The organism is Arthrobacter antibioticus, from assembly GCF_030063205.1.
GTDB lineage: Bacteria > Actinomycetota > Actinomycetes > Actinomycetales > Micrococcaceae > Specibacter.
Genome location: NZ_JASISQ010000009.1, coordinates 65,038 through 89,109, shown reverse-complemented (window position 1 = coordinate 89,109; position 24,072 = coordinate 65,038). Strand labels below are relative to the sequence as shown.

Genomic DNA, 24,072 nt, shown 5'->3' with positions numbered 1-24,072 from the left:
CGGAGCTCGTGGTCAGTCGCGTAAGGCAGCGTAGACCGCATCCGATATCCACTCGCCCTTTTGGTAACTGCAGTCTCGATGTACACCTTCGAGCTGCATACCGAGTCGTTCACAAATGGCTGCAGAGGTACTGTTCCGGAGGTCTAGCCGTGCCTCCAATCGATGGAACCCTAGCTCACCGAATGCCATATTGAGAACCATCCGGGCTGCCTCGGTGGCGAACCCGGCGCCCTGCGCTTTTGGCGCGAGGGACCAGCCCAGTTCGCCAACCCGCTGAGGGCCAGATTCAGCCGTCTCTGGCTTACCGCCAGCCCCCCATTTAAGGGAAATCTTGCCAATGAGACCGGCCATATCGCGACGTTCAACAGCGAAGCTCGCCCAATCGCCCTCCTGCTGGAAGGGCGAATCGATGTACATCTGCACCCGCCCAAGGCACTCCTGATAACTGCGAGGTTCACCGAACAAGTACCTAGCCGTTTCAGGAAGCTGCTGATACGCGAAGTAATCATCAATGTCTCCCGTTTCAAACCGGCGAAGAACCAGCCGTTCTGAGACCAATGGATAGGGAACTTGCAACATGGGCTAAGGCTATAGAACTCCGCCAATTCTGCAAAAAGCCAGCGCACATCATCCTTCTGGAATTCGGAGGGCTAGAGAGGCGGACCCCACCGTGCCGGGCAACAGGGACTTCTCAAAATCCAAATCCATCACACAAGGCGGAAACAAAAGACTAGGCGGGACGACTGTCACAGACGACTCGCAACGGACTTCAAACCTGACCCCACTGCCTCACAGAGGGTTCCCCCTGCGGGTGGATGAAGTGAAAGGCTCAGCCGTGTTTGGATGAAGCATGAACATCCAACAGATCCCACTCCTGCGTATCGCCGTCGTCATGCTTGTGCTTGGGTCGATCCTGGCTCAAATCTTCATCACGCCACACGTCGCGAGGACCTTAGCGGCAGCATATCCCGAGGTCGCCTACCTGGAACTTCCCTATACGGACGCAGTCGTCGTTGCAATCGCTGGCTTTGAGCTGGCACTGCTGGCGGTCTGGCAAATTCTCTCAATTGTGAAGCGGGGAGCAACTGTCCCCGGGTCACCAATGCGTTGGGTCAATTTCATGACAACCTGCCTCCTCTTCACCGCAGCAACACTGGTCGGCATCATCATGCACGCCACTTTCATTGCAAACATTGGCACCCCCGCTATGCTCTTCGGGCTTCTCGCCTCTATCGCTTTCGGAGCAAGCGCACTCTTCTTGAGGAACGCGGTGAAGCGCGGCCTTCTAGCCCGGATATTCCAAGACGACCCGGAGCACGGCATCCCTGCCCCGTAGACCCACATGCTTCACACTTTGCGTACGTGTTAATTACGCTGGTGCCGTCAGTAAGGTTTCGACCGTCCCGCTCAGCGTTCCCGAACTGGCAATGAAGCCGTATTTGCAGAATTTATGAGACTGAACTTGTGGGTTTAGCGCGGTTGAACCGGATTACTGCCTGATCAGCCAGAATCGATAAGAGCATCCCAGAGCCGACAATAAGAAATGCTGCAAGCAGTCCGAGCATGGCACCAAACGTGCTTGAGCTACGTACGTTTTCGAAAGTCGCCGGGGACACCTCGGCTGTGAAATTGGCCCAGAGTGCTGACCAAATGATCCACCCAACACCCATGCCCAAGCATCCTGCCACGAACCTGATCGAGCCCCGGATCGCCAACGCACTCATTTTTCGCATTTACCTCCTCCTCTGTTGGTTCAAAGAGTACCCGGCTTACCGAAGTATGAATGCAATCCCCGTCCCATATACCGTTCGGCTTCCGGGCGCTCCTCTAGAGGACCGGCTTACGGGACTATGAGGTAGTCGATCACAAAGCGCTGCAGAAACGAAGCTAATAGTCCATGTTGTCGGCAATGGCCTTGCGGTGCTCGAAGTGGCTCACGAGTTCTTCGAATTTGTCACTCTCCAGAGCTTCTTCTACCAGTGCTCGAAAATCAGGATCGAATCGGACATCGAGACCCGACCTGATCCACTGAATGGCGTCAGGCAGTTGAGATTGTATCCATGCATCTAGTTCGTCGAACAGGTGAAAAACCTCTTGGATCGTGGACTCAGTCGCCGGCAGGAAAGAAAATAGGGGGCTTTCCCTGGCTTTCGTGAGACCGACTGGAACCGCTCCGATGCCCGGTGCATGGAGATATATCGTAGCGGCATGCCCCTTTTCGAAGCCACCGTGTGAGTACGGGTTGCGCCACCGTTCCACGACCGCAGTGAGCTGGCTGCGGTATTGATGAGAGCCGCTGACCGTGTTCAGTACCCGGTTGAACTTTTCCCCCCAACGTGACCCGATGAACGAGGTTAGATTGTCCGAGTCAGGATCGAAGTTAGAGAATGCAAACGCCAGCACTAGATCGTGTTCCAGTCTGCTGAGATATGCCGTAATGGCTGCGATCATGTCATGGAAGGCGTTTAGCTGCATCAACGCTTTTCCGTCTTGGAAAGTGGATGCGCTTGCAAGTCCTTTAGGGAGTTCGTCCAAACCGTAGACCTTGTACTCGTCTTCAATCAAAGTAGGATCAAGCGCACGGGAGCGGAAGTATGCGTAAGCCCTTTCAAGAGAGAAATGTTGGTTCACAACAGTGGCGTGGCCCTGCCCGAGCATCTCTGGCGCCCTTGCCAGAAGGACTTTTTCAACAGCTCGCACCGCTGATCGAAGCCGCGTCTGAATTTCAGCAAGAAGCTCTATGCTCGCGTCTTCCGTTAGATCGGCCGGGAGATAGAGACGCAGGCCGAACTTCTCGTGCGCTAGCGATGCACCAACACCCTTGTATGTGAATGAGGCCCACCACTCAACCTTTTCGCCCGGTCCACCAGTCTTCAAGCCAGCGATCCGCAGAGAGTATGCCAATAGGCGCGGCACGGGGAAATCATGAAAACTCAAAGTATGCCGCTTGGATGCGTAGGAGTCGTCGGGCCTCCGTGGACCAAAGTCTCGTAGCGGTCCGCGTTTGAGGTGCTCGCCGGTTTCCGTGTCATCGGGGAGTGAATAGGCCATAGTAATAGCATGCCAGTTATGCAACGTGTCCAACGGACCCTAGCCTCCGGCCCGCAGGTTCTGACCGGCTGGACTCACTTGCTGCGGACCTGGCGCCAGGACATCGCAGGTGTCAATCTGTTCCGTTCAAGGTTCCCCCGTGGGCACTCCCATGCCTTCAAGGATGCTGTGAAAAATCAGTTGATCAGTCCCGGAAATGTAGAGTTGAGATCATGTCTTCAATCCGGAACCTTGCTGTGGGCTTGCCGATCAAAAATGGCCACATTCTCGCGCAAGTAGGGCACGACGCTGTGAAGGGCACGGACTACTTGCGCGCAATCGGCGGTGGAATCGAGTTCAGCGAGACCGCCGAGGAAGCGCTGCGACGGGAGTTCCTTGAGGAACTGGAAATCGAACTCGGTGCAGTTCAGTTACTCGGAGTCATCGAGAACTTTTTTGAATACGAGGGAAAACCCGGGCATGAGATAGTTCATGTCTGCGGCGTCCAGTCTGCTGAAATCGACTCGATCTCGCTCGACTCAAAACTGTACGTTCTGGATGAGGGAAGTACAGTCGCTTGGTTCAACATCTCTTGTATGGAGCAGCCCCTGTACCCGGAAGGATCCACGGCACTTATTTATGCTTGGGAAGACTCAATCAAATAATCGAAAGGCCTAGATCAACTGCCTACGGCGTCCCGAAGGAGCTTCCCCTTAGGAATACGCAACGGCGATAAAACCGCCGGCTGGTTTTCCTGTAGACCGAGTGCCGAGTGGCCTATGGGGTACGATCGCAGCCTCTTTCTGGCCACAAAAACATGGCGCGGCCCGAAAGAGGCAGATCAAAAAGGGTAGGCTGCAAGCTCAAGACATTGTTGAACAGCGCTAACTGGGGGTTAGTCCATGAGAAACCGACTTACGTTCGTCTTCGTCGCCTCTGCCATCTCGGGGCTACTGCTGTCGGGATGTTCCAGCGAACCAGTCTTCAACGCTCTGGAACGCCCAGCCACTTCTAGCGACACATTGCCCGCGGAACTGTCCTTTGCTCCTGACCTGGACATCGAAAAAGTATTACTCGTTGCCGAGGAAAACGGCAAGCAGTACTACCTTGGACGAGACGCGGCTAGCCAAACACTCTGTGTCGCCATCTACCCCAGTAAAAAACCAGGCCAGTCGATCGCGGCATGCAGTACAGGGATTCCTCGCTCCGGTGAATTACTGAACACCACCGGTCCAGACCAGAAGTCGACCATGCTTGTATCCGATGGCTACGACACATCAAAAATCGAGGATTCCGGTTGGAAGAAAATTCACGAGAACATCCTCACTACCGATTTCTGAAGCCCATCGACAGGTGACCTGAACTTCAACGCGACTGACTGACAGCCACTAGAGTCGAACTAGTCCCGCAGGACGTTCCTCAATTGAAATTCGTGGGCCTCTGACGAATGCTTAGCCGCGCACGTAGAGTGTGCTCATGGGCACGAAAAACCTGAAGGTCACTGGCGTTGACCCTCGATATGTCAGCGAGGAAGAGCCCCGTCCCGTATATAGGGTGGACTTCTGGGACGAAACCCGCGCCAGCTACGAGAACCGTCTGGAGAACGCGGAAAGCATTGACGATGTCCTGGCGTGGGCAGAAGCTAACCGTCGTGGACGCTACGTCGTGATCTGGGTCGAGTACAGCTACGAAGGCGGCACCGGCATGGCTCGGCTGCGCGGATGGGAACCAACACAGGAGGGCTCACCCTCGGCTCAGGACCCCTTCTTCCTGCAATGACTGCACAGTCATGCTGACCTTCGACAAAAAGAAACACGCTCCTGCCCACTATCGTGCCCGCTCAGCGTTCCCCCTATGGGGACTGCTCATTCTTGCCTGGAGAGCGGGACCTATTGATTGCTTCTGCTTCGGCATCCGCAGCAAGCACTTCATCGGAAATGCTGAGCATCAGGGTGCTGTCGCGCATGGCGAAGAGATGGGTGACTATTTCGCGGCCATTTGCCTTCCAGATGCTGGGGGGCACTTCTTCGTCTTCCCACGGCCTTATTGGCTGGCCATAGAGATCCGTCAAATTGTTCGACACGAGGTCGTGGCCTAGGAGGCTCGCAGAAGCCTGCGCCTCAGGGAAGGCATATAGGTGAAAGTGGACGCCCAGGAACTTGCCACGAAACGAGTCCCATGAGGCGAAGGAAATGCCTGGCACTTCAGTGAGGAGGGTGAATGATGCCGTAGATGATTCGTCCGAGGCGTGATCCAAGCGTTCTCCGGTTTTGAAGTGGAGGCGCCTGAATAGGGTCTCCTGTTCCTGATCGGAGCTGGGCCAAGTTCCTTGCACCAGTTGAGCCACCAGGGCAGCAACTGTGGCCGGATCCGGAATCAGTTTGCTTCTCGGTTCTATGATCGCGGGCATATGGCGACACTACCGCCAGAACACGCGAAAAGCAGCCTGCTACCTTCGATCGTTTAGGAAGGTGATGACTCGTGGACCCGCTGGCCGGGACCCAATATAGTGCCATGAATTCTCACCCCAAACTGCCGCCACTTAATCCTTTTCCCACAGAGGGTTTCTTGCGGGCACCCGGGGATGACATTCAGCGTTGCGAAAAAGCCCCATTTATTGCTGCGATCCACAGGTTTCAGGGATTGTTTGAAACTTGGCTTTCTCGTCGGTGTGCTTTCAAGCGTTTGGCTGCCGCGACGATAAACGCGCAGACAAATGTGGCCGTTAGAACGGCGAAGATCACCAGAGCAGGATTGACCCAGACCGGGATCATGTCATAAGCGGCGTTGCATTTGTTATGTAAAGGGAAGAACTGCCCTGGTTCTAGCCAGTTCTGCGCCCGATAGGTATTGTCAAGCAGCTGGCCTGACTTCGCGCATGTCTCGTCAATGTCCTTGCCGGAGGCGAATATCCCGATGAAATACGTAACACCGATGGCAAGGAAGGAGAGGAAGGAAAATGTAAGCCATCCTCTTAGTGGCATTCGTCGCACTTCAAATCAGTCCTTTGCTATTCTCAACGAGCGAATTGATGGCAGTCAGAGAAGCAATCATGGGTGAGGTCACAGGTCCAGTCTGCCAGCAGGCGAAAGACAGCTCGTCCTGCTAGGGCTTGACTCTGTCACCCGAGGTGACCTGTAAGGGTTCGACTTGCGGTCACCTGTAGGAGCGCCAGCTTGTTTGTGGCTGTACGGCGATCCTATGACAACAGGGCACTTAGACGTCGCTGCCGATGGCCTTGCTGAGCTCGGCGATGGTCTGCTCATTGCGTCGGTAGTGAGAGAACTGGCCGATGCGGGTACAGATCACAAGATCCGCGCGTTGCAACGTCGCCATGAACTGCGAGGCGGTGGATTGGGAAACTTCCGCACGAGCCTGGATGTGCTTCAAACACACCCCAACTTCCTCCGCTGGCCGATCTTGCGGCGGAAACGAATCTCCGTCCTTGAGCCAGCCCAGAATCTCCAAGCGAGTTGGGTGACCGAGGGCCTTGAACGCGCTCACCAGTTGATCGTCATTTAGTTCTCCCATGCCTCCAGCATACCTCCAGATCGTAATATCGCGATCCTACGATTATGTGATACTACTTAGATCGTTAAATCACGTTTTTACGATGAAAGGAATTTCATGGCTACGAGAACTGCATTGGTCGTTGGAGCACGGGGTGTGATCGGGGGCAATCTGATCGAGCACCTCGACCGCGCCGGTGGGTGGGAGATCATCGGACTGTCGCGGCGGGGAGGTGTCAGCCAGGGCTCGGTTCGGCATATCGCTGTTGACCTCCTGGACAAGGAAGACGCCGCACTGAAGCTCTCCAGACTGACCGAAGTCACGCACATCTTCTACGCGGCATATCAGGATCGGGCCAGTTGGGCGGAACTGGTACCGCCGAATTTGGCAATGCTGACCAATGTCGTCGACGCGATCGAGCCAGTGGCCCCGAACCTGGAACACATCAGCCTAATGCAAGGCTACAAGGTATACGGTGCTCATCTGGGGGCGTTTACGACCCCAGCTCGTGAGGATGATCCCCCGCACATGCCGCCGGAATTCAACGTCGACCAGCAACAATTCCTTGAACGCCGACAGGCCAACGCAACGTGGTCGTGGTCCGCACTCCGACCCTCGGTTGTGGCCGGCATCGGACTCGGCAATCCCATGAACCTGGCCATGGTCATTGCCGTGTACGCCTCTATCAGCAAAGAACTCCGCGTTCCTTTCCGATTCCCAGGCAAGCCCGGGGCCTACACGAGCCTGATCGAAATGACGGACTCGGGGCTGTTGGCAGAAGCGACCGTCTGGGCTGCGACGAACCCCGGCAGCAAAAACCAAGCATTTAACATCACCAATGGCGACATGTTCCGGTGGTCCTCAATGTGGCCCAAAATTGCGGCGTTCTTCGACCTCGACGTAGCACCACCCTTGCAGATGAGTTTGAACGAGGTGATGGCGGACAAATTCGACCTCTGGGAATCAATGGTCACGAAGCACGCGCTGGAGAAGACACCATACTCCGATGTGGCCTCCTGGCAGTTTGGTGACTTCGTCTTTGCATGGGACTACGACGTCATCGCCGACACCTCGAAGTCAAGGCGTGCTGGTTTCCACACATATGTCGACAGCGAAGCGATGTTCATGAGAATCTTCCAGAGCCTCCGAGACCAGCGACTGATTCCGTAGTCACACGGCAGAAACCCCATCGCCCAAGCGCATGCCTAGAGGGTGCCCTGACGCGGCCGCTATTCAAGCTACGTCCGCGTCAATCGGCCCCATTTAGGATTCCCCTTCCGTGCAATGCACTTTTCATAGTTCGCTCAGCTGGTGAGGACCTCCCCATTAGTGCTTGTCGCTATCGAAGTGCTGCAACCACAACCGGGACCGTATCCGTTAGGGGCCTCCCAAGCAGCTGTTGCAGATCGCTGCCCGTACCTTCCAGGAATCTGTGTGCAGCGGACGAGTACAGCGAGAGCAGCATGCTTGGCTGAAACGGCAGCATACCGCTGGCATTAAGTGTCATTCGCCGTACATTCAGGGATTCAGGATTGTAGGGAAGTCCTGCATACCGGGCGACCTCTTCGGCCGTGATCGCGTGGGAACCCACCAGATCGTAGATCTTCCCGGCGTGATTCTCAGGCTTACTCGCCACAACAGCGGCTGCTTCTGCCAGATCCTCCCGGGTCACCACGGCCACGCCACCCTTGCCCAGCGGTGAAGTGATGACGCCGTCATCCGGTGCCATCAACGAACCGAGCAGATCGGCATAGATCCCATTGCGGAGAATCGTCCACTGCAATCCACTTTCCTGGATGCGGCGCTCGGTCCAACGGTGTGCCAGCGCAAAGCCCAGATGGTCTCCAGCGGTGGCCAGACTCGTATAAATCAGGTGCTGCACCCCGTCGCGCTGCGCGGCTGCGACAACACGTTCATGGCGGGCAATGACAATGTCATCCTCTGCATAGCCTGCAGAAACGAGCACTAAAGTTTCAATGCCGATGAGATCAAGGGTGTCAGGGTCGTCAAAATCCACATAGCGATCACTGGAACCAACGACAGGGCTGCGTGTACCCGAAATATGGGGCAAGCTTGCCGCCTTCAGGGATTCAACGATGGCGCTGCCCAGCTGGCCCGAAGCACCGGTAACTAAAATCATGAGGCATTCCTAACTGTGGTTCTGAAAAGTAACTATGATCATCATCAGTACCCACCGAAGAACGCACAAGGAGGCACTTTGATGTCACAGGGGCACATGGAAGTAACCGCACTGCTCGAACCTTGCGGAAAGGAAGAGCATCCCGACTGCGGCATCAGGGACGTACTGACCCGAGTTGGGGATAAATGGTCAGTCTTAGTGATTGTCGAACTCGCCTCAGGCACCCGGCGGTTCAGGGAACTGCGACGCGCCATCGACGGCATATCTCAACGAATGCTCACCCTCACCGTCCGCCGACTGGAACGTGACGGGCTGGTCGCCAGGACCGTCTTCCCGACCGTCCCGGCACAAGTCACCTATGAACTCACCGACCTAGGGTCCAGCCTTACCCACCTAGTGAAGCAACTCGCAGACTGGTCTCTTGCACACCGGGAAGACATCGCGAACTCCCGCACCGACTACGATGTCGCCAACCCGGACCATACGATCCACTAGCTCCAATTGCCAATTGCCGATTGACGGCCGAGCTGAAATCCGTCCCGGTAAGGGCCTTCCCTTTGTAGGAACTGCACGACCACCGGCCCAAGCAGTTCTTTGTTGCAAGTTACGGACGGTCCGAGTTACATGCATCTGCCCTGCCATAGGCTGAGATGATGACAGACAGTGTAAGTATCAGAGTTGACGGCCTTGAAATACTCGACAACGCAATTGCACAACTCGCCCTGGTCAACTACGGGCACTTTACAGCGATGCAGATTCGCGACGGGCGAGTACGAGGGCTTTCCCTCCATCTTGATCGCCTCCAATCCGCTCACGCCGAGCTTTACGGAACCATCGCTGATCCAGCGCTCATCCTCGACAGAGTCCGGGAAGCCGCGAGTGATGCACCTAATTCATACCTTCGCGTGACTCTCTTCGAAAGCGATCCGGGGAACGTGCAGGTCATGACCGCGTTGCGTCCACCCGTCGCACCGGCCGGTGCACCAACTGGCCTTCTTCCAATCGTTTATCAGCGTCCCGCCGCGCATATCAAACACGTAGGCGGTTTTGGTCAGCTGTACTTTGGTCGCATGGCAACAAGACAAGGTTTCGACGACGCGCTTCTCACAACAGCGGACGGCGAGATTTCCGAAACAGCCACCGCCAATATCGCCTTCATTGAAGCCGATGGAACGCTCGTGTGGCCGTCAGCACCGTCGCTGTATGGCATCACCTGGCAGATGCTCGATACCGCCCTAGCTGAAGCAGGAATCAGGACCCGGAGACAGTCCGTCACACTCAACGATATATCAGGATTCTCCGGAGCGCTCCTCACGAATTCTGTCGGTGTAGTCGGCGTCTCAAGGATCGGGTCTGTTGTGTTCAATGATGAGGCCCCTGTTCAAGCCATCGCGGATGTTTACGAATCTAGCCCTTGGGACATCATCTAGCAATCAGGCGGTCGGCCTTCACGAATCCGCACCTGCGTGTCCCACAGGAGGTTCCGCCTACGGACGCACAATCGCAGTGCAGAGGACTGCGGACACCAGTGCAGTCGCCTTCGGAAAGCGACAGGGACTGCATTCTCTAAACCAGAAAGTGCGGCGGTAGCGGTCACTTTTGCCTAGGTGAGCCAAAACACATGCAGTCTTGGAGTTGAGCTTCTACCCGCAGCCCTAGTGTTGACTGCAATGCCGCAGGGTGCGCGCCAAGCATCCTAGAAGTACGACCACCCATGGGGTGACAGACCGGGGCGTTACGTACAGGGTCCAAATGAATGACACAACGAACTATGGGGTATTTTGATGGAACGAACCGCACTCATTACAGGAGCATCAGGCGGAATCGGACGGGCAATCGCCGAATCTTTGGCGCCCACGTTCCACCTTTACCTTGCAGGACGCAATCGTGAATCGCTGGAAAACCTCGCGGCCGGTTTGCCCTCCGCCAAGGTGCTCATCGGGGACCTAGCAACGGAATCCGGCATCGCTTCTGTCACTTCGGGCGTGCAAAACCTAGATGTCTTAATTCACAGCGCAGGAGTTCTCCACCTGGGAACGGTCGAAGAACTTAGCCTGGACCAGTGGCGGGAGAGCTTGGAACTTAACCTCCTAGCCCCCGTGGCGCTCACGCAGGCATTGCTGCCGCAATTGCGCCAAAGCGCCGGTCACCTAGTCATGGTGAATTCCGGACTGGGTCACCGCTCGGTCCCTGGCTCAGGTGCCTACAGTGCCAGCAAATTCGGTATGAGGGCTTTCGCAGACGCACTCCGTCTAGAAGAAGGACCGCGCGGCGTCCGGGTAACATCGGTGCATCCGGGCCGTGTCGACACACCCATGCAGGAACAAATGCATTCCTGGGAGCAAAAGGAATACGACGGCGGGGCATGGATACATCCGACCCAAGTGGCATCAGTGGTCCTGTCCGCCCTTGACCTCGGAAGCAATGCCGCGATCGATTCGATCAACATCAACCCGGCACACCAGGTGCACAAATGACCCCGCCCGCCTTCAGTCAAACCCGCACCGCCGATGGCCCGTTACTTTTCATTTCGGGACAGATACCGCTGGACGCACAAGGAAAACCCGTCGACGGTGGAATCCGCGAACAGGCGAGAGTGGTCTTCCAACAGCTATCCGCCATCTTAGATGCAGAGGACTACAGCCTGGCTGACGTGGTGAAACTGACCTATTTCCTCACCGATATGGCCGATCTGCCTCAGCTCCGCGAAGTCATTGGCGAGTTCTTCGAAGATCCAAAACCAGCCAGCACCCTCGTGCAAGTTTCCGCACTCATCGATCCGAAATTCCTAGTCGAAATCGAAGCCATCGCAGCGCGCCGCACAGACCAAGCTAAGTCTCGGCAAAGCTGAGCGGCTCGTCTACTTTTGATAAACATCAGCTTGTCCCGTAAACCGTTCCCTGAGGGCACTTTGGCGTACAGAAGCGGACTTCGGACACTCAGTACAGTCGCCTTCGAAAAATGACATGCACCTCGAACTGGCCAGCCCTCCAAAATCGGTCGTTTTTGGCCAAGCTTTCCTGTAGGTGTCACCAAGGGCAATCGAGGAGATTGCAGCGCGCTGGCAAGAACAAGGCCTCAAGAGATTGTCTACAAATCCTTGAAGCACTGTTGGGCAGTCTAGGGTGATTGGAAAGGAACAGGGGAAAGCGAATGAGCTCTAGGCGTCGAATGAAACCCAAATTGGCCGGACTGGCTATCTTAGCGTCTGTACTAGTCGGCTGTGCCCCATCCTCAGAGGAGACACTCACCGCTACTGGTTTCCATAATGTAGGCACGACAGCGGAGTCCACTATATGGGTCGCCGGAAAACCGAATGTGGACGGCGATTACGAGGTTAAGGTCACCGGCAAGCTTAACGGCTATTGTAACGGTTCTGTCCTCGCCGCCGTCGGCACACAAATCTGTAATATGGGGGAAACAGATCGCGATTCTATCTTCATTATTGGTGCACCTGACGTCGCCACGGGTGGAAGCTTGACTCTGACAGATGAAACGATCGTGTCATTAGCCGCATTTGATATACCGGGTCGTAGCGATCTGAAAATCGTCGTAGGAATCGCCCCGTCAAACACTGGGGCGAGTTTCATTGATGTTCAGTTCACTACAGCCAGCGGCGAAATCTTGAATCGCCAGGGTAACCCCATGGTTGATGCGGAGTCTCTGGTCGGGGGCCCGAGTCAGGCGAGTTTGGGGGCGCCGTAGACATTTCTGGCAGTGTGTCCGGTGAGCCAGGGCACTGAATATGGGTCGCAGGCTGGTATTCGCTGTCCCAGTCAACGTTCCCAAATAGAACTGCTGACCTTCGAGGTCTGGATTGTCGGATAAGAATAGTGGCCGTGCCATGATCGCCTCAAGCTACGGACGGCATCTTGACTACTTTTTCCTGTTTCTCAATGAGCCCCACAAACCAATTGAGCACAGCACGGCCGCGCAGATCAGGATCAGTATCGGTAGCGTTGAAGGACCCTCCAAGAAAAGAAAGATGGCGAATGCCACGAATAAAAGCGCCACGATGATCATCGAAGCATAGGTTTTTCTTTCTCTGTTCATAATTTCTCCGACATATGAGGCACCGACCACCCAGGAAAAAGTTCGTGGGTGGCGAGGTTCATGATTCCGCCACGAATTGGCCTACCGCGTGCTTCAGCGTATGGCCAGCGTGCAGCAAATAGTAGCGAAATTACACCACCACAGGCGACTGTCCGGATAAGGTTCCCATTGCGGCCAGGGCGGTGTCAGAATGAGACCATGAATATTCAGGACTGGTGGCCGCAACTTGACTCTTCAATCCAACAACGGTTGATCGACAACAACGGCGACGTCGTCCCACCAGACATTATGGATCAGATCACGGTTGTTGCAGGCCAGCCCACGGCGGATGATTCCTGGATTCACGACGCCGGGCGCGACGGACTTTCACTGTCAGATGAGGCAATCGACTGGATAGAGCAGACCGCGAACGATGAGAGCTCTGCGAGAGAGTAGCCAGTCCGCTTCGGAACCAACATCGCGGACGGGCTGGGGTGTTTGAGGTGTGTCAAGGATCTGGGACAGTTGTTTAGTTTTTTTCTGGGTTAGGCAGCGAGGTGTTGTTGCTGGTTTTGGGTGGTGAAGTTGGCCATGGCCGTTGCCGGCGGTAGGCCGTCATTGTGGGTGTGTGGTCTCCACCGGTTGTAGAAAACCTCAATGTAGCGCATGGTGGCCCGCCTGGCTTCTTGGCGGGTGTCAAAGCTGTAGTGGTGGTAGAACTCGTTCTTCAGGGACGAGAAGACTGACTCAGCCACGGCATTATCCCAACATACGCCCTTGGCTCCCATGGACTGGCGGATGCTGTTGCCAGTGCACCAGGATCCAAGTTCACGGGAGGTGTATTGCACGCCATGATCGCTGTGAAAAATTCCACCACGTTGTAGATGGCCGCGGTCTCTGGCCATCGTCAGCGCGCTGACACACAGGGAGGCACGCATGTGATCTGCCATGGCCCAGCCAACGATCATACGGGTGCATAGGTCGATGACGGTGGCCAGGTACAGCCACCCCTCACCGGTGCGCAAGTAGGTGATGTCGCCGACTAGGCGGGTGCCTGGAGTTGCAGCGGTGAAGTCTCGGCCGATCAAGTCTTTGAAGACTTTCTCCGGGTCTGAGGGGATGGTGGTGCGTCTGAAAGCCCGCATTCGTCTGGCTGCCCAGCCATTCTCCGCCATGATCGAGGCCACCGTTCCCACGGAGATATCAACACCGGCTGTGTTGAGTTTTGCGTGGACCATGCGGTGGCCAAAGATCCCGTCGGAGGATTTAAAGACAGTCTCCACCTGATCGGTCAGCTCCCGGCGGCGAATGGTTGTGGGCGTATCTGGTGCTTCTTTCCAGCGATAATACGACGACCGTGGGACGCGTAGTTCTCGGCACATCCAGGCCACTTTTTCTCCAGCGTTCTCCTGCTGCTGAACAAGACGATAGAGGTCATCTACCGTTGTTCTCTGGCGATAGACACGCTGAAACTTTTTTTAGGAATTCATTCTCCCGTTCAAGCTCACGTAGCCGCACTTCCATGGCCTTGTATTTAGCGGTATCCACGGGTAAATCAGGTTTCCGGCCGCCGCCTTCGTGGCCCTCGTGGGAGAGCTTGATCCAGCGTTTGAGTGCGGTCAGGGAGATGCCGAGTTCAGCAGCTACAAGAGCTAAAGGGCGGCCAGAGGATTCAGCCAAGGCAACAGCATCAGCTTTGAACTCATCGGAATAGGTTGGTCGAGAAGACATGGGAACAATCCTTTCAAAGACTGTCTCACATCAGTAATACACCTCAGTTGGTAGTCATAGAACGCAACTGCACAATAGCCTGCCCCCCTGTATCGATCCTCGCAATCTGAGAAAAGACCGGTCCACAGGGACCGTTCCACTTCCTTAGAACTGGAACAGTCCCCCATTGGGACAATCTCCCCACGACACACACCAAGATTCTGCGTAACTTGCGTGTCCCAAAAGCTATGCCAGAAGTTGAGTGTTCTGTCTGCGTGCGAAAGAAGGCTCTGGTCGGTCAGTCATTACTATCAGTCATGCACATGGAGGTATAAGAGGACTTACTGGACGTGCGCTGGTGTCGGAGACTGAATCTTTTGGTTGTGCCATTTTCGGTGCCAGGCGAAGTACTTCACTGTGTGTTCCGTAAACGCTGAGACGTCTTTACCCACTAGGTCCTCGACGAAGGCTGTGAGGTGATTGGTCATTGCTGGGCGGGGGCCTTTTTCGATGACCCCTTGTTGGTTGACTTTGATGTATCCGCGTTCGTACACGGCGTCACAGCCTAAGGCACATGCGGCCATCACTAGTGTCCGCCCGATCCGAAAACGACAACGCCTTGCGCCCCACTAGCGACTCCTCTATTCAACTATGTTGTTGCTTCGAGGGTATGGCACCGCCCTCTGTCGGACCAAGAAACGCGGGATCTAGGCAATTTCCAGTTAGATGTTGACACCAAGAACCTACATATGTAAGTTTATTATGACAACGATGGGAAGCGCTATGAAACTCGAAGAGTTGGTCCAGTCTCTTTCTGCTTTAGGCAGTGAAACTAGGCTTCGGGCGATCGCTGAGCTAACAGACGGTCCATTGCATGTCAGTGAACTCGCGCGTCGCGTAGGAATATCACGACCACTTCTATATATGCATCTAGCCAAACTTGAAGACTGTGGAATAGTAAAAGGAGACCTCAAGCTGTCAAAAACTGGACAAGCAATTAAAGAATACGAACTCGTTAATTTCAACCTAATTATCAACATTGACACGGTAAACGAATCGATTCATCAGTCACTGACGATTGAATCAGATTAATCGATAGGATAAGTCATGGACTATTTTTGGATTCCTCTAATTATTATTGTAATCGCGACTCTAGGCTACTCCGCCTACAGCGTCTCGTCCTGGTCCAAGACCAAAACAGCTCAAGCCGAAAGCTCAGATAAGTTTAGCAAGTCAATCAATGAAGTGACCACCAAGTTAAACTCCATCGATGAAAGACTCGCAGTTATTGAGAAATCGCTGACTGAACTCCCATAGAAGAGTCCCCGCGAACCGAGCGCGGGGACTCTTCCACTACTACCGTAAAACATAATTCTTGAATCTCGAACGTATCGCCAAATGCGTGAATGAGACCTATGAACTATGCCGGTTGATAACTATCCCCAACATGAAGTTGTAGAAATCAACGTAGTTGTCGTGCAACGGGCAGCCATTGGCTCAAACAAATCAATTGAAGGCCCGTGTGTCGTAATACTCAATTCGACTACTGAAGGAATATTAATATCTTCCACCTCCTCTCAATTCTAGATTCGATATTGGATACATAGAAAACAGTTACCAGCGGAGACACATCTTACTCGACAAATCAGTCCACCAGCGCACTGCTCTCGTACATCAGGCTAAGCCCACGTACAAGTCGTTGAAATGAGAGTAGTCGTTGTGCAGCGAGCGGCCATGGGCTCAAAAAGCTCATTCGACGGCCCATGGGTTGTGATGCGCAGTTGACTAACTGACGGAACGTTCATTCAATTCACCTCCTTTCAATATCCAACCACTAAGGAAACACTCATCTGGTGCTACCGATCCAGCCATGGTTGAAATCTGCCGCAAAGCGGCCATTGTTCTAAAACCCATCAATAATTCTTGGGCCTTTTGATCGGGCAGGTTAAATCCACCAATCGGACCATTTCCAGTCTCAATCTCCAAGCCGGGCGCAGCCATCGCAAGGACCCCTTGGATTTCCGTCAGGTTGAAAGATGAATCAATTTGATCCCGGAGATAATCGCATTCGAGCTCATTCCTACCTGCCTTAATGAGGCCTTCGGCATCACTCGATAAATCCATAACGTAAATCAATCCCTCTTCAGGCAAGACACTCACTAGATTGATTAGCCCCTGGACCGGATCTGACCACAAAGCCAATGTGAGGTGTACAACAATCACGTCAGGTTGCACGGTCAAATGGTCATAAGTGCTAGCCTCTTCAGCCTCACCTACCCAGCAAACAATTTCGGATGAACATTCCGCCATACGAACCGCTTGAGTAGACGGGTCAAAGCCATGGCAATTTACGACACCAAGTCTTTTGAATTCTTGAAGCATGGCGCCACTGCCGCAGCCCGCATCTAAAACAGAACGCGCAGGCCGCCCGAAGAGTCTTTCAAACCGGTCCAAGGCAAAGGCTGGACCAAGAATCTGACTGAATTCGGATTCGCGGTCATCTACAGCAGAACTTATTTGATAAAGATCTTCGTCTTCAAACCACCGTATGGCGTTCCTTCGGCGAGAGCTTCTTGGCAAGGATTTCATCACTAGTTACCTTTATCACCATTCAGAGGTACGAGGAGGGACAACTTCATTTCTGACTACAACATGAGATGAAACCGTTCTTGAAATAACAAGATTGTGCATTACATGCATGATAATGGCCGCTGGCAAGCCCCCATCCATTGCAACAAGGGCCACACATATGGTGAATATCGATATATATGGAACGGATCTCATTCCAAAAGACACAATATGAACCACAATAAAACCGACTGAAGCAATGAAGTAAGACGTGATATTCGAAAAACCCAGAGATATGCAGGCCTGAACGGCCACCCATCTCCAAATGATTTCTTCGCCGGTCGCGCTCATTATCAACCACTGCAAACTCAATTTGGTTTCATGAAGCCCACTGGAAAACATCAACCTGCGACCGCGCAGTGCCGCTATCAAAAAAGGTAGTAAGCCTCCAATAAGGAGACCGACTACTCCACCCAAAATTGGGCGAGGACCCCACATAGATTCCACGGTTCCCAAGACGCGCGACCCGATACATACAGCTACTAGAGCTAGCGCAAAGGTGAACGAATCATAGAGATACTGTGCTCGCCCCCATGAACATAAGCCTCCCGCACGTTTGTTCCTTGCTAGCAGGCGAAGGAGTAGCGGGAGGGCCAAATGTACACAGGCCGTGGCGCCAAGTAGCACCGCGGTGGAAGAACTCATTCAACACGCCGGCCTGCTGTCAGCATATAAATAGGAGCTTCATCCACTCCATTCTGGTCGATGAGAATATCTGTTAGTTCGTCATCGATAAAACCTCCATAAGGCCTGGCCCCTATGCCATGCGCGTTCGCCATGAGAAGCATATTCTGCATAATATGGCCCGCCTCCAGAAAGGCGAAACGGTAAGCTCGAGGACCGTATTTGAAACGAGAGCGCCAGAATGTAGCTGATACAACCACCGAGAATGCCATGTTCTCGAGCGCATCGGCCCGAAGCGTTGAATTCAAGAATTCTGAATCGTCAAAATCACCCAGAGCGACCAGAAGTCTACGGAAAGGATCATAATGGTAGATCACGTCCTCAAGACCCTCGACATTTCGAGGGAGCAAGTAGAGATCCAGTGGATACAACGCACCGCCCGAAGGAACAGGACGACGTAACCCGTCTCGTCTGGAAATAACACCATATCCCGCTTCAAGAACGGCGGTTACGACATCAAGGCTAACGGGACCTGGCGCAAATTCATCATCACTCCATCGATTGGCTAGCAGATCAGTAAACGAAGCCTTCGTTTCCGCGGCCTTCGGAAGCCGCACGACGGGCCGGTTGGTATAGCGTTTTCCCGCTCGCTGACTCATCTTCTGCAACGCCTGAGATCTGAGCAGAGCTCCGACCCCTGGGGCGTCCCACGACATCGAGTCCCTGTATATTTTGGTGGCCTCGAACCAGTTCTCACCGGCGTCGTCAAATCGGAGGGATTCATTGCCATAAACGACGTCAGCCAGGTTCGTAGCGTGGCGGTCTATATCTGTTCTCTTAATATCAGTCACGATTTACCTCGTTATGGGAATGGATGAGGAATTGAATTGAGTTCTTCACGGGCCAGTACTTTTGTTGAGATACCTAGGTCATGAGCGTGTTTGAGTACACGTCCACCCCCATACATTCGTCCTCCATAAGGAGCGTCCAGTTGCATCAGACCCTTAATCAAAACTCTCATGACTGAGGCGCCGCCCTCGCGGACGTCGGGACTGGTCATGTCAAAGACGCCCACTTCCAGTCCTCGGTTCGTCAAATGTGAGACTAGGGTTTCCCAAAGTATTTCGGGATCACTGTCATCGAATCTCGGGATATCCTCGACCCTAGTTCGCTTGTCAGATGCATCCAAGAAATCTGCATGGTGCGTGAATTCCGGATTAGCGTAAAGCTTCACATGATCCTCAAAGCTATTAATGTCTCTAGTCCAATCGTCACTAAAGAGAACGTTGTCTGCTCTCTGCTCAGATTTTATCCAGGCTCGAGTGTGTAAGCCTTCAAACATAGCCTTTTCAGCTGCGCGTTCTATAGTCGCAGCACATGACGCTCCAATAGCGAATGGTGCGACACTGGTATTGGGATTTCTTACAATTGCGACCACTGCAGGTAACCCACAAAAGGCACTCATGTCAATCAGTTCCAATTTCAGCCCAGTAGTCTCAACATGCCGATTCACAAGTGCCGAAAGGATCGGAGAGGACTCGATGTCGATTAGAGGCATACTTAGCCTGTTGTACCATGCGATCATAAATGCGTCGCGCTCGACTGCCTCAAAAAGTCCGGAGAGGCAAGCCTCAACATCTTGAATTCCACAAGCCAGCCCGTTGCTTGTCGCATATCCCAAGACCGGTTCGCCTGGCCAATCCGGAACAAAATAAAGGAACTGGGCTGGAACCAGAACTTCAGTTCCTGTGGATAGGTTAGCTCCTCTTCGCCACACAATATCGGTATTTTGTGGAAGCCTTTTATATTTGAATCCCGGGCTATCGTACTGTTCTGGGGCAAATAGGCCGAGTGTCTCTGGCGTCCAGACTTCGCCGCCCTTGCCTACCACCGAAGCTTGGCTATCCTTGAATAAATCATCCGAGATAGTTGGAAGGTAAGCGGCACTATAGCGCTCGACAGTTTCTCCAATGCTAGCCAGACGAGCAGCTAGTCGGCTCCTAGCTCCCCCACCGTTATAGGCGTTCCCCCGGGCACCCAGAAGGTGAAGCGAATCTGTAGCATGGGATCCGAAGGAAAAGCCACGAACATCGTCTAAGTCATTCAGTTTCTCATATTCTTGACTTACTAGACCTACATAAGGGTCAGCAAATGTCTCTAGCACTCGATGTGAATCTTTAAGCGCAGTCCAACTACTCATTGTTAGACCCCGAAGCACCCACAGGAACTCCAATACTCATGTTGACTTCATGTTCGAAATCAAGATCAGTGTCTGCCCGATGGAACCATACTTGAGGAGATCCTATATCTCGGGCGGGCGAGCATTCTGGGCAGCGAGGTACTCGCAGAACACGACTCGAATCAACCGAAATTCCCGATGTGTCAAGAGTAATCCTCGATACCGCACCTGGGATAGCTGATGGCGCATACTCCCTTAGTGCAGCCCAATCTGACACAATATTTGCGACGATACCTGCCTGGACTAAAGTGACCGGGTGATCGAGGATAACGGAATTTGGAGTAGGAAGACCGGTAAGCTCGAGTAGCTCTCCGCGAACGACTTCATCACCAAAGTTGCCTGACCGCCGTAGACGATAACAGGTGTAGCATGCCGATCTGTGAGGCAGTTGGAATGGCCCAACCCAGGCATTTCCACCATCGAAGGGTACTACGGCTAGCCACGGTCCGATCGCAATGTCCGACAAGGCTTTTTGGTTGAATTCGAAGAGATCTGTATCGAGTGCAGATGTTCCTATAACAATAGTCAAATCCGCAGACTCGCTATCAGACACGCTCACCCCAACCCGATTCAAGGCAGCAGCGATTGCATCTGTAAGTGGGGAGTCTCTCTTGGAAAGAATCCTGATAGATGTTCGATCAAGATTGGCTTGAACATCAGCAGGCTTATGGCCCCCACCGGATCGTTGTGCAGCAAGCACAGCGAAGGAGGTGCTAGCCCCATCATTTACAGTTAGGACTCCGACTTCGACAAGCTTGTCCAGCATCGGTTGAAGCTCGTCTTCATTGACTTTGAGTGCGTGGCATAGCTCAGCACATGATAATCCTGATTCTGCATCAAGACCTATTTCGTTCAGCTTTGTTATAAATTCTGGCATGCCAGCAGCGCTAAGTCTGATTGCATGCTCACTCTCCAATGCAAATACTGATTCCTTGCCTACGGCAAGTGATTTTTGCAATGAAAATGAATATAGAAGAGAAACCATACTTATCTTTCCTAACTAAATATTTACAGAATCGAAAGGATTTGTGAGTGGTCGATCCAAAATTCGCTCTAATGTGGTGGAGGAATCCGGTAAACGCGTATCCGAGGTTGCGGCCTGAAGCTCTACGGTCCATCTAGCGAATTCTTTATCGACGCCATTCTGAACCAAGTACTTCATCATTTCCTCAGGGGATACATACTCTGCGGAAACACTAGAGCCCAGTTGATTGGCAAATATATCGGCCATTTCATTCATAGAAAACTTCCGAGGTCCGGTGATGTCATAGGCTTTGCCGGCTCTATTCTCAATTGCCGATGACATCTTTGTCATTGCGGCTACTAGGTCATCCAGAGCAAGCCATGCAACACCCGTTGGGTCAAAGGACGTCGCTAACAGGCCCCCATACGAAGACCACTCTCTATAAATAGGAATACTCCTGTCCAATGGAGAGCAACGTAGAATGACTGCCGGTGAAGCACGTTCCAGAATCCTCGCCTCTCTAACACCCAGCTGGTCATTGAGGTCGTATCTTCGAATAGAAAGAATTATGGTGGGCGCTTTCTCGTCCCACCACTTAGGACAATCGTCGCTGTCTAGTGGACCTCCAGGCGCAGCTAGATCCGCGATCTGCATGTTGAGTGACGGATCAAAGCGACTGGTAAAAATCTCAGATCTGGCTCCCCAATATTTAACAGCCACGTTATCGGCTCTCCCTTCTAGTACGGTCCCAAGTTGCACATGCCAAGGCTGCTGCCAAGGAAATTATCATCCAAACCAACCAAATCAATGCGTGATTTATAGGGAAGCTCCCACCGGTGGCGGCCCACAAACTCAATTCCAGTGCGCTTCTCGAAGGCAAGAGAGTAGAAACAACATCCAACCATGGAGGAAACGCGCTCGGTGGCATAAATAGCCCGCCTGCAAAAGCAAGACCAAGCATTAGCACCTGAACGATAGCAACCGATGTACGTGCAGAGACAATGAAACCAATTGCGGCGCTTATCAGCATAAAGGGAGCACTGGTAAGTACGAGTGTTAATAGACCGGGTATCCAGAATTTTCCATCAATGCGGGCTTCAGTGGTCAGGAACGCCACTACTAGTAGCGGAATAATTGAAAGAATCGCCAGCGATCCAGCGGAAAGCACGTAGCCCAGTAATCTTGACAAAACTGATCCCGGAAGCGACTTTAGAAATACGCCCCACGTTTTTTCCCGATTCTGTGCGATTTCTACTGCGAATCCAAAAAGGGAGTTTGCCATGACTGCAAAAACGCAGAACGCCACAAGTGCCGCGGTTGCGATACCTGGGTCGTTTGCAAGTGCACGTTGTGGCACGATGAAGAATGTGAAGGTCATTACAGGCGCCCCGAGCCCGAGTACCAAACTAAATGGCGATCGAATCCGATCCAGGAACTGGTAGTGGGCATGTGTGAGACCAAGTCGGAAAGTATTGACTGTTTCAGCTGTCACTTGAACTCCTGTCTGTTCGCAAGAGACCAACAAAAGCTTCTTCAAGATTTCCACGCTCTAAGGAGCGAATTTCAAATTCTACAAAAGACGTGTGGAGATTGTGAAGTATCAGTTCGGGTTGAGTCGTTTTGACACGTATGAGATTATCTTGAATATCATACCTATCAAGATCAGAGAAAAAATTTGCCACTTGTGATGGAAAGAGACTGTGAATTGTTATGACGGTATCATCGGTTTTTCCGACAAATTTGTCCAATGGACCTGATGTGCGCAAGTAGCCAGCTTGGAGTACCGCTACAGTTCCTGCCAATGCCTCAATATCGTCAAGATAGTGGCTCGTAATGACGGCAGTAACTCCCCGAGAAAGCTCGTATCGGATAGTTTCAATTATTTCCCGTCTCGCCTGAACGTCGAGCCCCGCTGTTGGTTCATCTAGCAGTACTAATGATGGGGAGCCAATGAATGCCATGGCAACTGACACGCGTCTTCGTTGACCGCCCGAGAGTTTCGACATACGTTGTTTCGCAATGTCCTGGATTCTAAATTGCTCGAGGATTGACCCAAGAGATCGAGGCGCAGGGTAGTGTCGTGCCACATAAGATAGGGCTTCGTTAACAGTGAGTCCTTCTGGAATGGCATCGTCCTGTGGTGTGTTACCACATTTCGTACGCACTAAAGACGCGCTAGGGTTTGACCCCCAGATTTCTACTGATCCTTGGCTCGGTTGCAAAACGCCTTGAAGGATACGAATTAAAGTAGTCTTTCCCGCACCATTTGGACCTAGAAGCCCAAGAACTTCACCAGACTCCAGTGAAAGATTAATCTCTGAAAGAGCTTTAACTTCACGATAGTTTCGACTTAAATTTTTTATAGCCACAGCAATAGCCAAATTTACCCCAAAGAGATTTGTCCAAAATGTTAAAACTGAAACTTTACGCCACAATTTCGGTACTTTTGAGTTGTTTCGAAGAGCATATATGACCTTGCTCAGAAAAACTAGAAACTCGTGGGGCCTCTCCTTGGAAAGAAGATTCTACAGATGAAATTTCTGCATCAAACTAACCAAAAGGGCAGTAATATTCGGTTGTTTCTGCCAGAAAAACTCGCTTTTTGGCGGTCAACTGACCATTCGAATAGTCTTTAGTGAACTGTCCCAGATTTGATGCCGCTGTCTTTCTTGAGAAAGATAGCAACCATGCCCAAAAAATACCCTGCCGAAGTCTCCGACCGTGCCGTGCGGATGATCAATGACCGACTCTCCGAATATCCCTCCGTGTTTGCAGCCTGCAAGGCCCTGGCCCCGAAGCTTGATGTCGGCCCCAAATCATTGCGGCGCTGGGTGCTCCAATCCCAGGTCGATACCGGTGTGAAGGAGGGGCCGACGACCGCTGAACTTGATGAGCTCAAGGCGTTGCGGGTCGAAAATCGGGACTTGACGGAAGCTAACGAAATCCTGAAAGCGGCATCGATTTTTTCACGAGGGAGCTCGACCCTCGCCGCCGCTAATCTGCCGTTTCGTTGACCAACAGCGATGCAAAGATCATGTGTAAAGAGTCGATCTGTACCTCTCTGCGTGAGCAGGGGGTGCAGGTCGCCGCACGAACCTACCGAGCCTGGAAAACACGACTGCCGGCCCTGCGGGCCATCGAGGACGCGAAGGTCATTGACACGTTACGCAGCCTCAAAGAATAAGACCGTAAGGG

General features: G+C 53.0%; 35 protein-coding genes. 15 read left to right on the top strand and 20 right to left on the bottom strand.

Annotated elements, in window-relative coordinates; translation table 11 throughout:
- Positions 1–12: 12 nt before the first annotated feature.
- Entirely contained in the window at positions 13–579 is a 567-nt protein-coding gene (locus tag QMG40_RS15900) for a GNAT family N-acetyltransferase (protein ID WP_283532094.1), read from the bottom strand.
- Positions 580–850: 271 nt separating this feature from the next.
- On the opposite strand from QMG40_RS15900, the gene QMG40_RS15895 reads away from it, so the two are divergent.
- Positions 851–1,336 (top strand): DUF2975 domain-containing protein, encoded by a 486-nt coding sequence (locus tag QMG40_RS15895; protein ID WP_283532093.1) that lies wholly within the window; start codon positions 851–853, stop codon positions 1,334–1,336.
- A gap of 112 nt (positions 1,337–1,448) precedes the next feature.
- Here the strand turns inward: QMG40_RS15895 and QMG40_RS15890 are convergent, their stop codons facing one another.
- The gene (locus QMG40_RS15890) at positions 1,449–1,733 is read right to left on the bottom strand and encodes a hypothetical protein (protein WP_283532092.1); all 285 of its coding nucleotides are present in this window, start codon (positions 1,731–1,733) and stop codon (positions 1,449–1,451) included.
- A gap of 154 nt (positions 1,734–1,887) precedes the next feature.
- A complete protein-coding gene (locus QMG40_RS15885) occupies positions 1,888–3,051 on the bottom strand; it encodes a hypothetical protein (protein ID WP_283532091.1) in 1,164 nt (387 codons plus the stop codon).
- Between the two features lie 212 nt (positions 3,052–3,263).
- Here QMG40_RS15885 and QMG40_RS15880 point away from each other — a divergent pair, with 212 nt between their 5' ends.
- From QMG40_RS15880 to QMG40_RS15870, 3 genes are all read left to right on the top strand, one after another.
- Positions 3,264–3,695 carry an NUDIX domain-containing protein gene (locus QMG40_RS15880; RefSeq protein WP_283532090.1) on the top strand — a complete coding sequence of 144 codons (432 nt, stop codon included), beginning with the start codon at positions 3,264–3,266 and terminating at the stop codon, positions 3,693–3,695.
- Positions 3,696–3,932: 237 nt separating this feature from the next.
- A complete protein-coding gene (locus QMG40_RS15875; protein WP_283527112.1) occupies positions 3,933–4,370 on the top strand; it encodes a hypothetical protein in 438 nt (145 codons plus the stop codon).
- A gap of 136 nt (positions 4,371–4,506) precedes the next feature.
- Entirely contained in the window at positions 4,507–4,809 is a 303-nt protein-coding gene (locus QMG40_RS15870) for a hypothetical protein (RefSeq protein ID WP_110107711.1), read from the top strand.
- A gap of 73 nt (positions 4,810–4,882) precedes the next feature.
- Here the strand turns inward: QMG40_RS15870 and QMG40_RS15865 are convergent, their stop codons facing one another.
- The 3 genes from QMG40_RS15865 to QMG40_RS15855 all read right to left on the bottom strand — a co-directional run bounded on the left by QMG40_RS15865 (position 4,883) and on the right by QMG40_RS15855 (position 6,561).
- Positions 4,883–5,440 carry a hypothetical protein gene (locus tag QMG40_RS15865; RefSeq protein WP_283532089.1) on the bottom strand — a complete coding sequence of 186 codons (558 nt, stop codon included), beginning with the start codon at positions 5,438–5,440 and terminating at the stop codon, positions 4,883–4,885.
- Positions 5,441–5,666: 226 nt separating this feature from the next.
- The gene (locus tag QMG40_RS15860) at positions 5,667–6,014 is read right to left on the bottom strand and encodes a hypothetical protein (RefSeq protein ID WP_283532148.1); all 348 of its coding nucleotides are present in this window, start codon (positions 6,012–6,014) and stop codon (positions 5,667–5,669) included.
- Between the two features lie 232 nt (positions 6,015–6,246).
- Positions 6,247–6,561: an ArsR/SmtB family transcription factor gene (locus tag QMG40_RS15855; RefSeq protein WP_283532088.1), complete on the bottom strand. Its 315-nt coding sequence runs from the start codon at positions 6,559–6,561 to the stop codon at positions 6,247–6,249.
- 96 nt (positions 6,562–6,657) lie between these two features.
- On the opposite strand from QMG40_RS15855, the gene QMG40_RS15850 reads away from it, so the two are divergent.
- Complete coding sequence (locus tag QMG40_RS15850) at positions 6,658–7,710, top strand: SDR family oxidoreductase (protein WP_110107722.1); 1,053 nt, start codon at positions 6,658–6,660, stop codon at positions 7,708–7,710.
- A 169-nt stretch (positions 7,711–7,879) separates the two neighbouring features.
- On the opposite strand, the gene QMG40_RS15845 is transcribed toward QMG40_RS15850, so the two are convergent.
- The gene (locus QMG40_RS15845; RefSeq protein ID WP_283532086.1) at positions 7,880–8,680 is read right to left on the bottom strand and encodes an NAD(P)H-binding protein; all 801 of its coding nucleotides are present in this window, start codon (positions 8,678–8,680) and stop codon (positions 7,880–7,882) included.
- Between the two features lie 81 nt (positions 8,681–8,761).
- Between QMG40_RS15845 and QMG40_RS15840 the strand changes: the two genes are divergently transcribed.
- The 7 genes from QMG40_RS15840 to QMG40_RS15810 all read left to right on the top strand — a co-directional run bounded on the left by QMG40_RS15840 (position 8,762) and on the right by QMG40_RS15810 (position 13,168).
- On the top strand, positions 8,762–9,175 hold the full coding sequence (locus tag QMG40_RS15840; protein ID WP_283532085.1) for a winged helix-turn-helix transcriptional regulator: 414 nt from the start codon (positions 8,762–8,764) through the stop codon (positions 9,173–9,175).
- 158 nt (positions 9,176–9,333) lie between these two features.
- Entirely contained in the window at positions 9,334–10,110 is a 777-nt protein-coding gene (locus QMG40_RS15835; RefSeq protein ID WP_170121025.1) for an aminotransferase class IV, read from the top strand.
- A 354-nt stretch (positions 10,111–10,464) separates the two neighbouring features.
- Complete coding sequence (locus QMG40_RS15830) at positions 10,465–11,157, top strand: SDR family oxidoreductase (protein WP_110107730.1); 693 nt, start codon at positions 10,465–10,467, stop codon at positions 11,155–11,157.
- A complete protein-coding gene (locus tag QMG40_RS15825) occupies positions 11,154–11,531 on the top strand; it encodes a RidA family protein (RefSeq protein ID WP_110107732.1) in 378 nt (125 codons plus the stop codon). Before QMG40_RS15830 ends, QMG40_RS15825 begins: the two co-directional genes overlap by 4 nt.
- A 302-nt stretch (positions 11,532–11,833) precedes the next feature.
- Complete coding sequence (locus QMG40_RS15820; RefSeq protein WP_283532084.1) at positions 11,834–12,385, top strand: hypothetical protein; 552 nt, start codon at positions 11,834–11,836, stop codon at positions 12,383–12,385.
- Between the two features lie 112 nt (positions 12,386–12,497).
- A complete protein-coding gene (locus QMG40_RS15815; protein WP_283532083.1) occupies positions 12,498–12,713 on the top strand; it encodes a hypothetical protein in 216 nt (71 codons plus the stop codon).
- Positions 12,714–12,931: 218 nt separating this feature from the next.
- Positions 12,932–13,168 (top strand): hypothetical protein, encoded by a 237-nt coding sequence (locus QMG40_RS15810; protein WP_283532082.1) that lies wholly within the window; start codon positions 12,932–12,934, stop codon positions 13,166–13,168.
- An 89-nt stretch (positions 13,169–13,257) separates the two neighbouring features.
- Here the strand turns inward: QMG40_RS15810 and QMG40_RS15805 are convergent, their stop codons facing one another.
- The 3 genes from QMG40_RS15805 to QMG40_RS15795 all read right to left on the bottom strand — a co-directional run bounded on the left by QMG40_RS15805 (position 13,258) and on the right by QMG40_RS15795 (position 14,976).
- Positions 13,258–14,103, bottom strand: coding sequence for an IS3 family transposase (locus QMG40_RS15805; protein WP_349361627.1), 846 nt, complete (start codon positions 14,101–14,103; stop codon positions 13,258–13,260).
- Between the two features lie 43 nt (positions 14,104–14,146).
- Positions 14,147–14,443 carry a transposase gene (locus tag QMG40_RS15800; RefSeq protein ID WP_283532080.1) on the bottom strand — a complete coding sequence of 99 codons (297 nt, stop codon included), beginning with the start codon at positions 14,441–14,443 and terminating at the stop codon, positions 14,147–14,149.
- Positions 14,444–14,763: 320 nt separating this feature from the next.
- Entirely contained in the window at positions 14,764–14,976 is a 213-nt protein-coding gene (locus QMG40_RS15795; RefSeq protein ID WP_283532079.1) for a hypothetical protein, read from the bottom strand.
- A gap of 229 nt (positions 14,977–15,205) precedes the next feature.
- On the opposite strand from QMG40_RS15795, the gene QMG40_RS15790 reads away from it, so the two are divergent.
- Positions 15,206–15,514: an ArsR/SmtB family transcription factor gene (locus QMG40_RS15790; protein WP_283532078.1), complete on the top strand. Its 309-nt coding sequence runs from the start codon at positions 15,206–15,208 to the stop codon at positions 15,512–15,514.
- 344 nt (positions 15,515–15,858) lie between these two features.
- On the opposite strand, the gene QMG40_RS17450 is transcribed toward QMG40_RS15790, so the two are convergent.
- The 10 genes from QMG40_RS17450 to QMG40_RS15755 form a co-directional block, all read right to left on the bottom strand.
- Entirely contained in the window at positions 15,859–15,993 is a 135-nt protein-coding gene (locus QMG40_RS17450; RefSeq protein ID WP_459253029.1) for a plantazolicin family TOMM peptide, read from the bottom strand.
- Positions 15,994–16,101: 108 nt separating this feature from the next.
- Complete coding sequence (locus QMG40_RS17445; protein ID WP_459253028.1) at positions 16,102–16,227, bottom strand: plantazolicin family TOMM peptide; 126 nt, start codon at positions 16,225–16,227, stop codon at positions 16,102–16,104.
- Positions 16,208–17,011: a class I SAM-dependent methyltransferase gene (locus QMG40_RS15785; protein WP_283532076.1), complete on the bottom strand. Its 804-nt coding sequence runs from the start codon at positions 17,009–17,011 to the stop codon at positions 16,208–16,210. The genes QMG40_RS17445 and QMG40_RS15785 overlap by 20 nt, the downstream gene beginning before the upstream one ends.
- 15 nt (positions 17,012–17,026) lie before the next feature.
- Positions 17,027–17,392 carry a CPBP family intramembrane glutamic endopeptidase gene (locus QMG40_RS17440; RefSeq protein ID WP_459253030.1) on the bottom strand — a complete coding sequence of 122 codons (366 nt, stop codon included), beginning with the start codon at positions 17,390–17,392 and terminating at the stop codon, positions 17,027–17,029.
- A gap of 299 nt (positions 17,393–17,691) precedes the next feature.
- Positions 17,692–18,525: a SagB/ThcOx family dehydrogenase gene (locus QMG40_RS15780; RefSeq protein ID WP_283532075.1), complete on the bottom strand. Its 834-nt coding sequence runs from the start codon at positions 18,523–18,525 to the stop codon at positions 17,692–17,694.
- An 11-nt stretch (positions 18,526–18,536) separates the two neighbouring features.
- Positions 18,537–19,838, bottom strand: coding sequence for a YcaO-like family protein (locus QMG40_RS15775; protein WP_283532074.1), 1,302 nt, complete (start codon positions 19,836–19,838; stop codon positions 18,537–18,539).
- A 28-nt stretch (positions 19,839–19,866) separates the two neighbouring features.
- Positions 19,867–20,898, bottom strand: coding sequence for a TOMM precursor leader peptide-binding protein (locus QMG40_RS15770; protein WP_283532073.1), 1,032 nt, complete (start codon positions 20,896–20,898; stop codon positions 19,867–19,869).
- Positions 20,899–20,913: 15 nt separating this feature from the next.
- Complete coding sequence (locus QMG40_RS15765) at positions 20,914–21,597, bottom strand: Rossmann-fold NAD(P)-binding domain-containing protein (RefSeq protein WP_283532072.1); 684 nt, start codon at positions 21,595–21,597, stop codon at positions 20,914–20,916.
- A 1-nt stretch (position 21,598) separates the two neighbouring features.
- Positions 21,599–22,369, bottom strand: a complete 771-nt coding sequence (locus QMG40_RS15760) for an ABC transporter permease (RefSeq protein ID WP_283532071.1) — start codon at positions 22,367–22,369, stop codon at positions 21,599–21,601.
- Positions 22,359–23,312 (bottom strand): ABC transporter ATP-binding protein, encoded by a 954-nt coding sequence (locus tag QMG40_RS15755; protein ID WP_283532070.1) that lies wholly within the window; start codon positions 23,310–23,312, stop codon positions 22,359–22,361. The genes QMG40_RS15760 and QMG40_RS15755 overlap by 11 nt, the downstream gene beginning before the upstream one ends.
- Before the next feature lie 252 nt (positions 23,313–23,564).
- On the opposite strand from QMG40_RS15755, the gene QMG40_RS15750 reads away from it, so the two are divergent.
- Together QMG40_RS15750 and QMG40_RS15745 are read left to right on the top strand one after the other, a co-directional pair.
- Positions 23,565–23,891: a hypothetical protein gene (locus QMG40_RS15750; protein WP_283532069.1), complete on the top strand. Its 327-nt coding sequence runs from the start codon at positions 23,565–23,567 to the stop codon at positions 23,889–23,891.
- Entirely contained in the window at positions 23,888–24,061 is a 174-nt protein-coding gene (locus QMG40_RS15745) for a hypothetical protein (RefSeq protein WP_283532068.1), read from the top strand. Before QMG40_RS15750 ends, QMG40_RS15745 begins: the two co-directional genes overlap by 4 nt.
- The last annotated feature ends 11 nt before the right edge of the window (positions 24,062–24,072 follow it).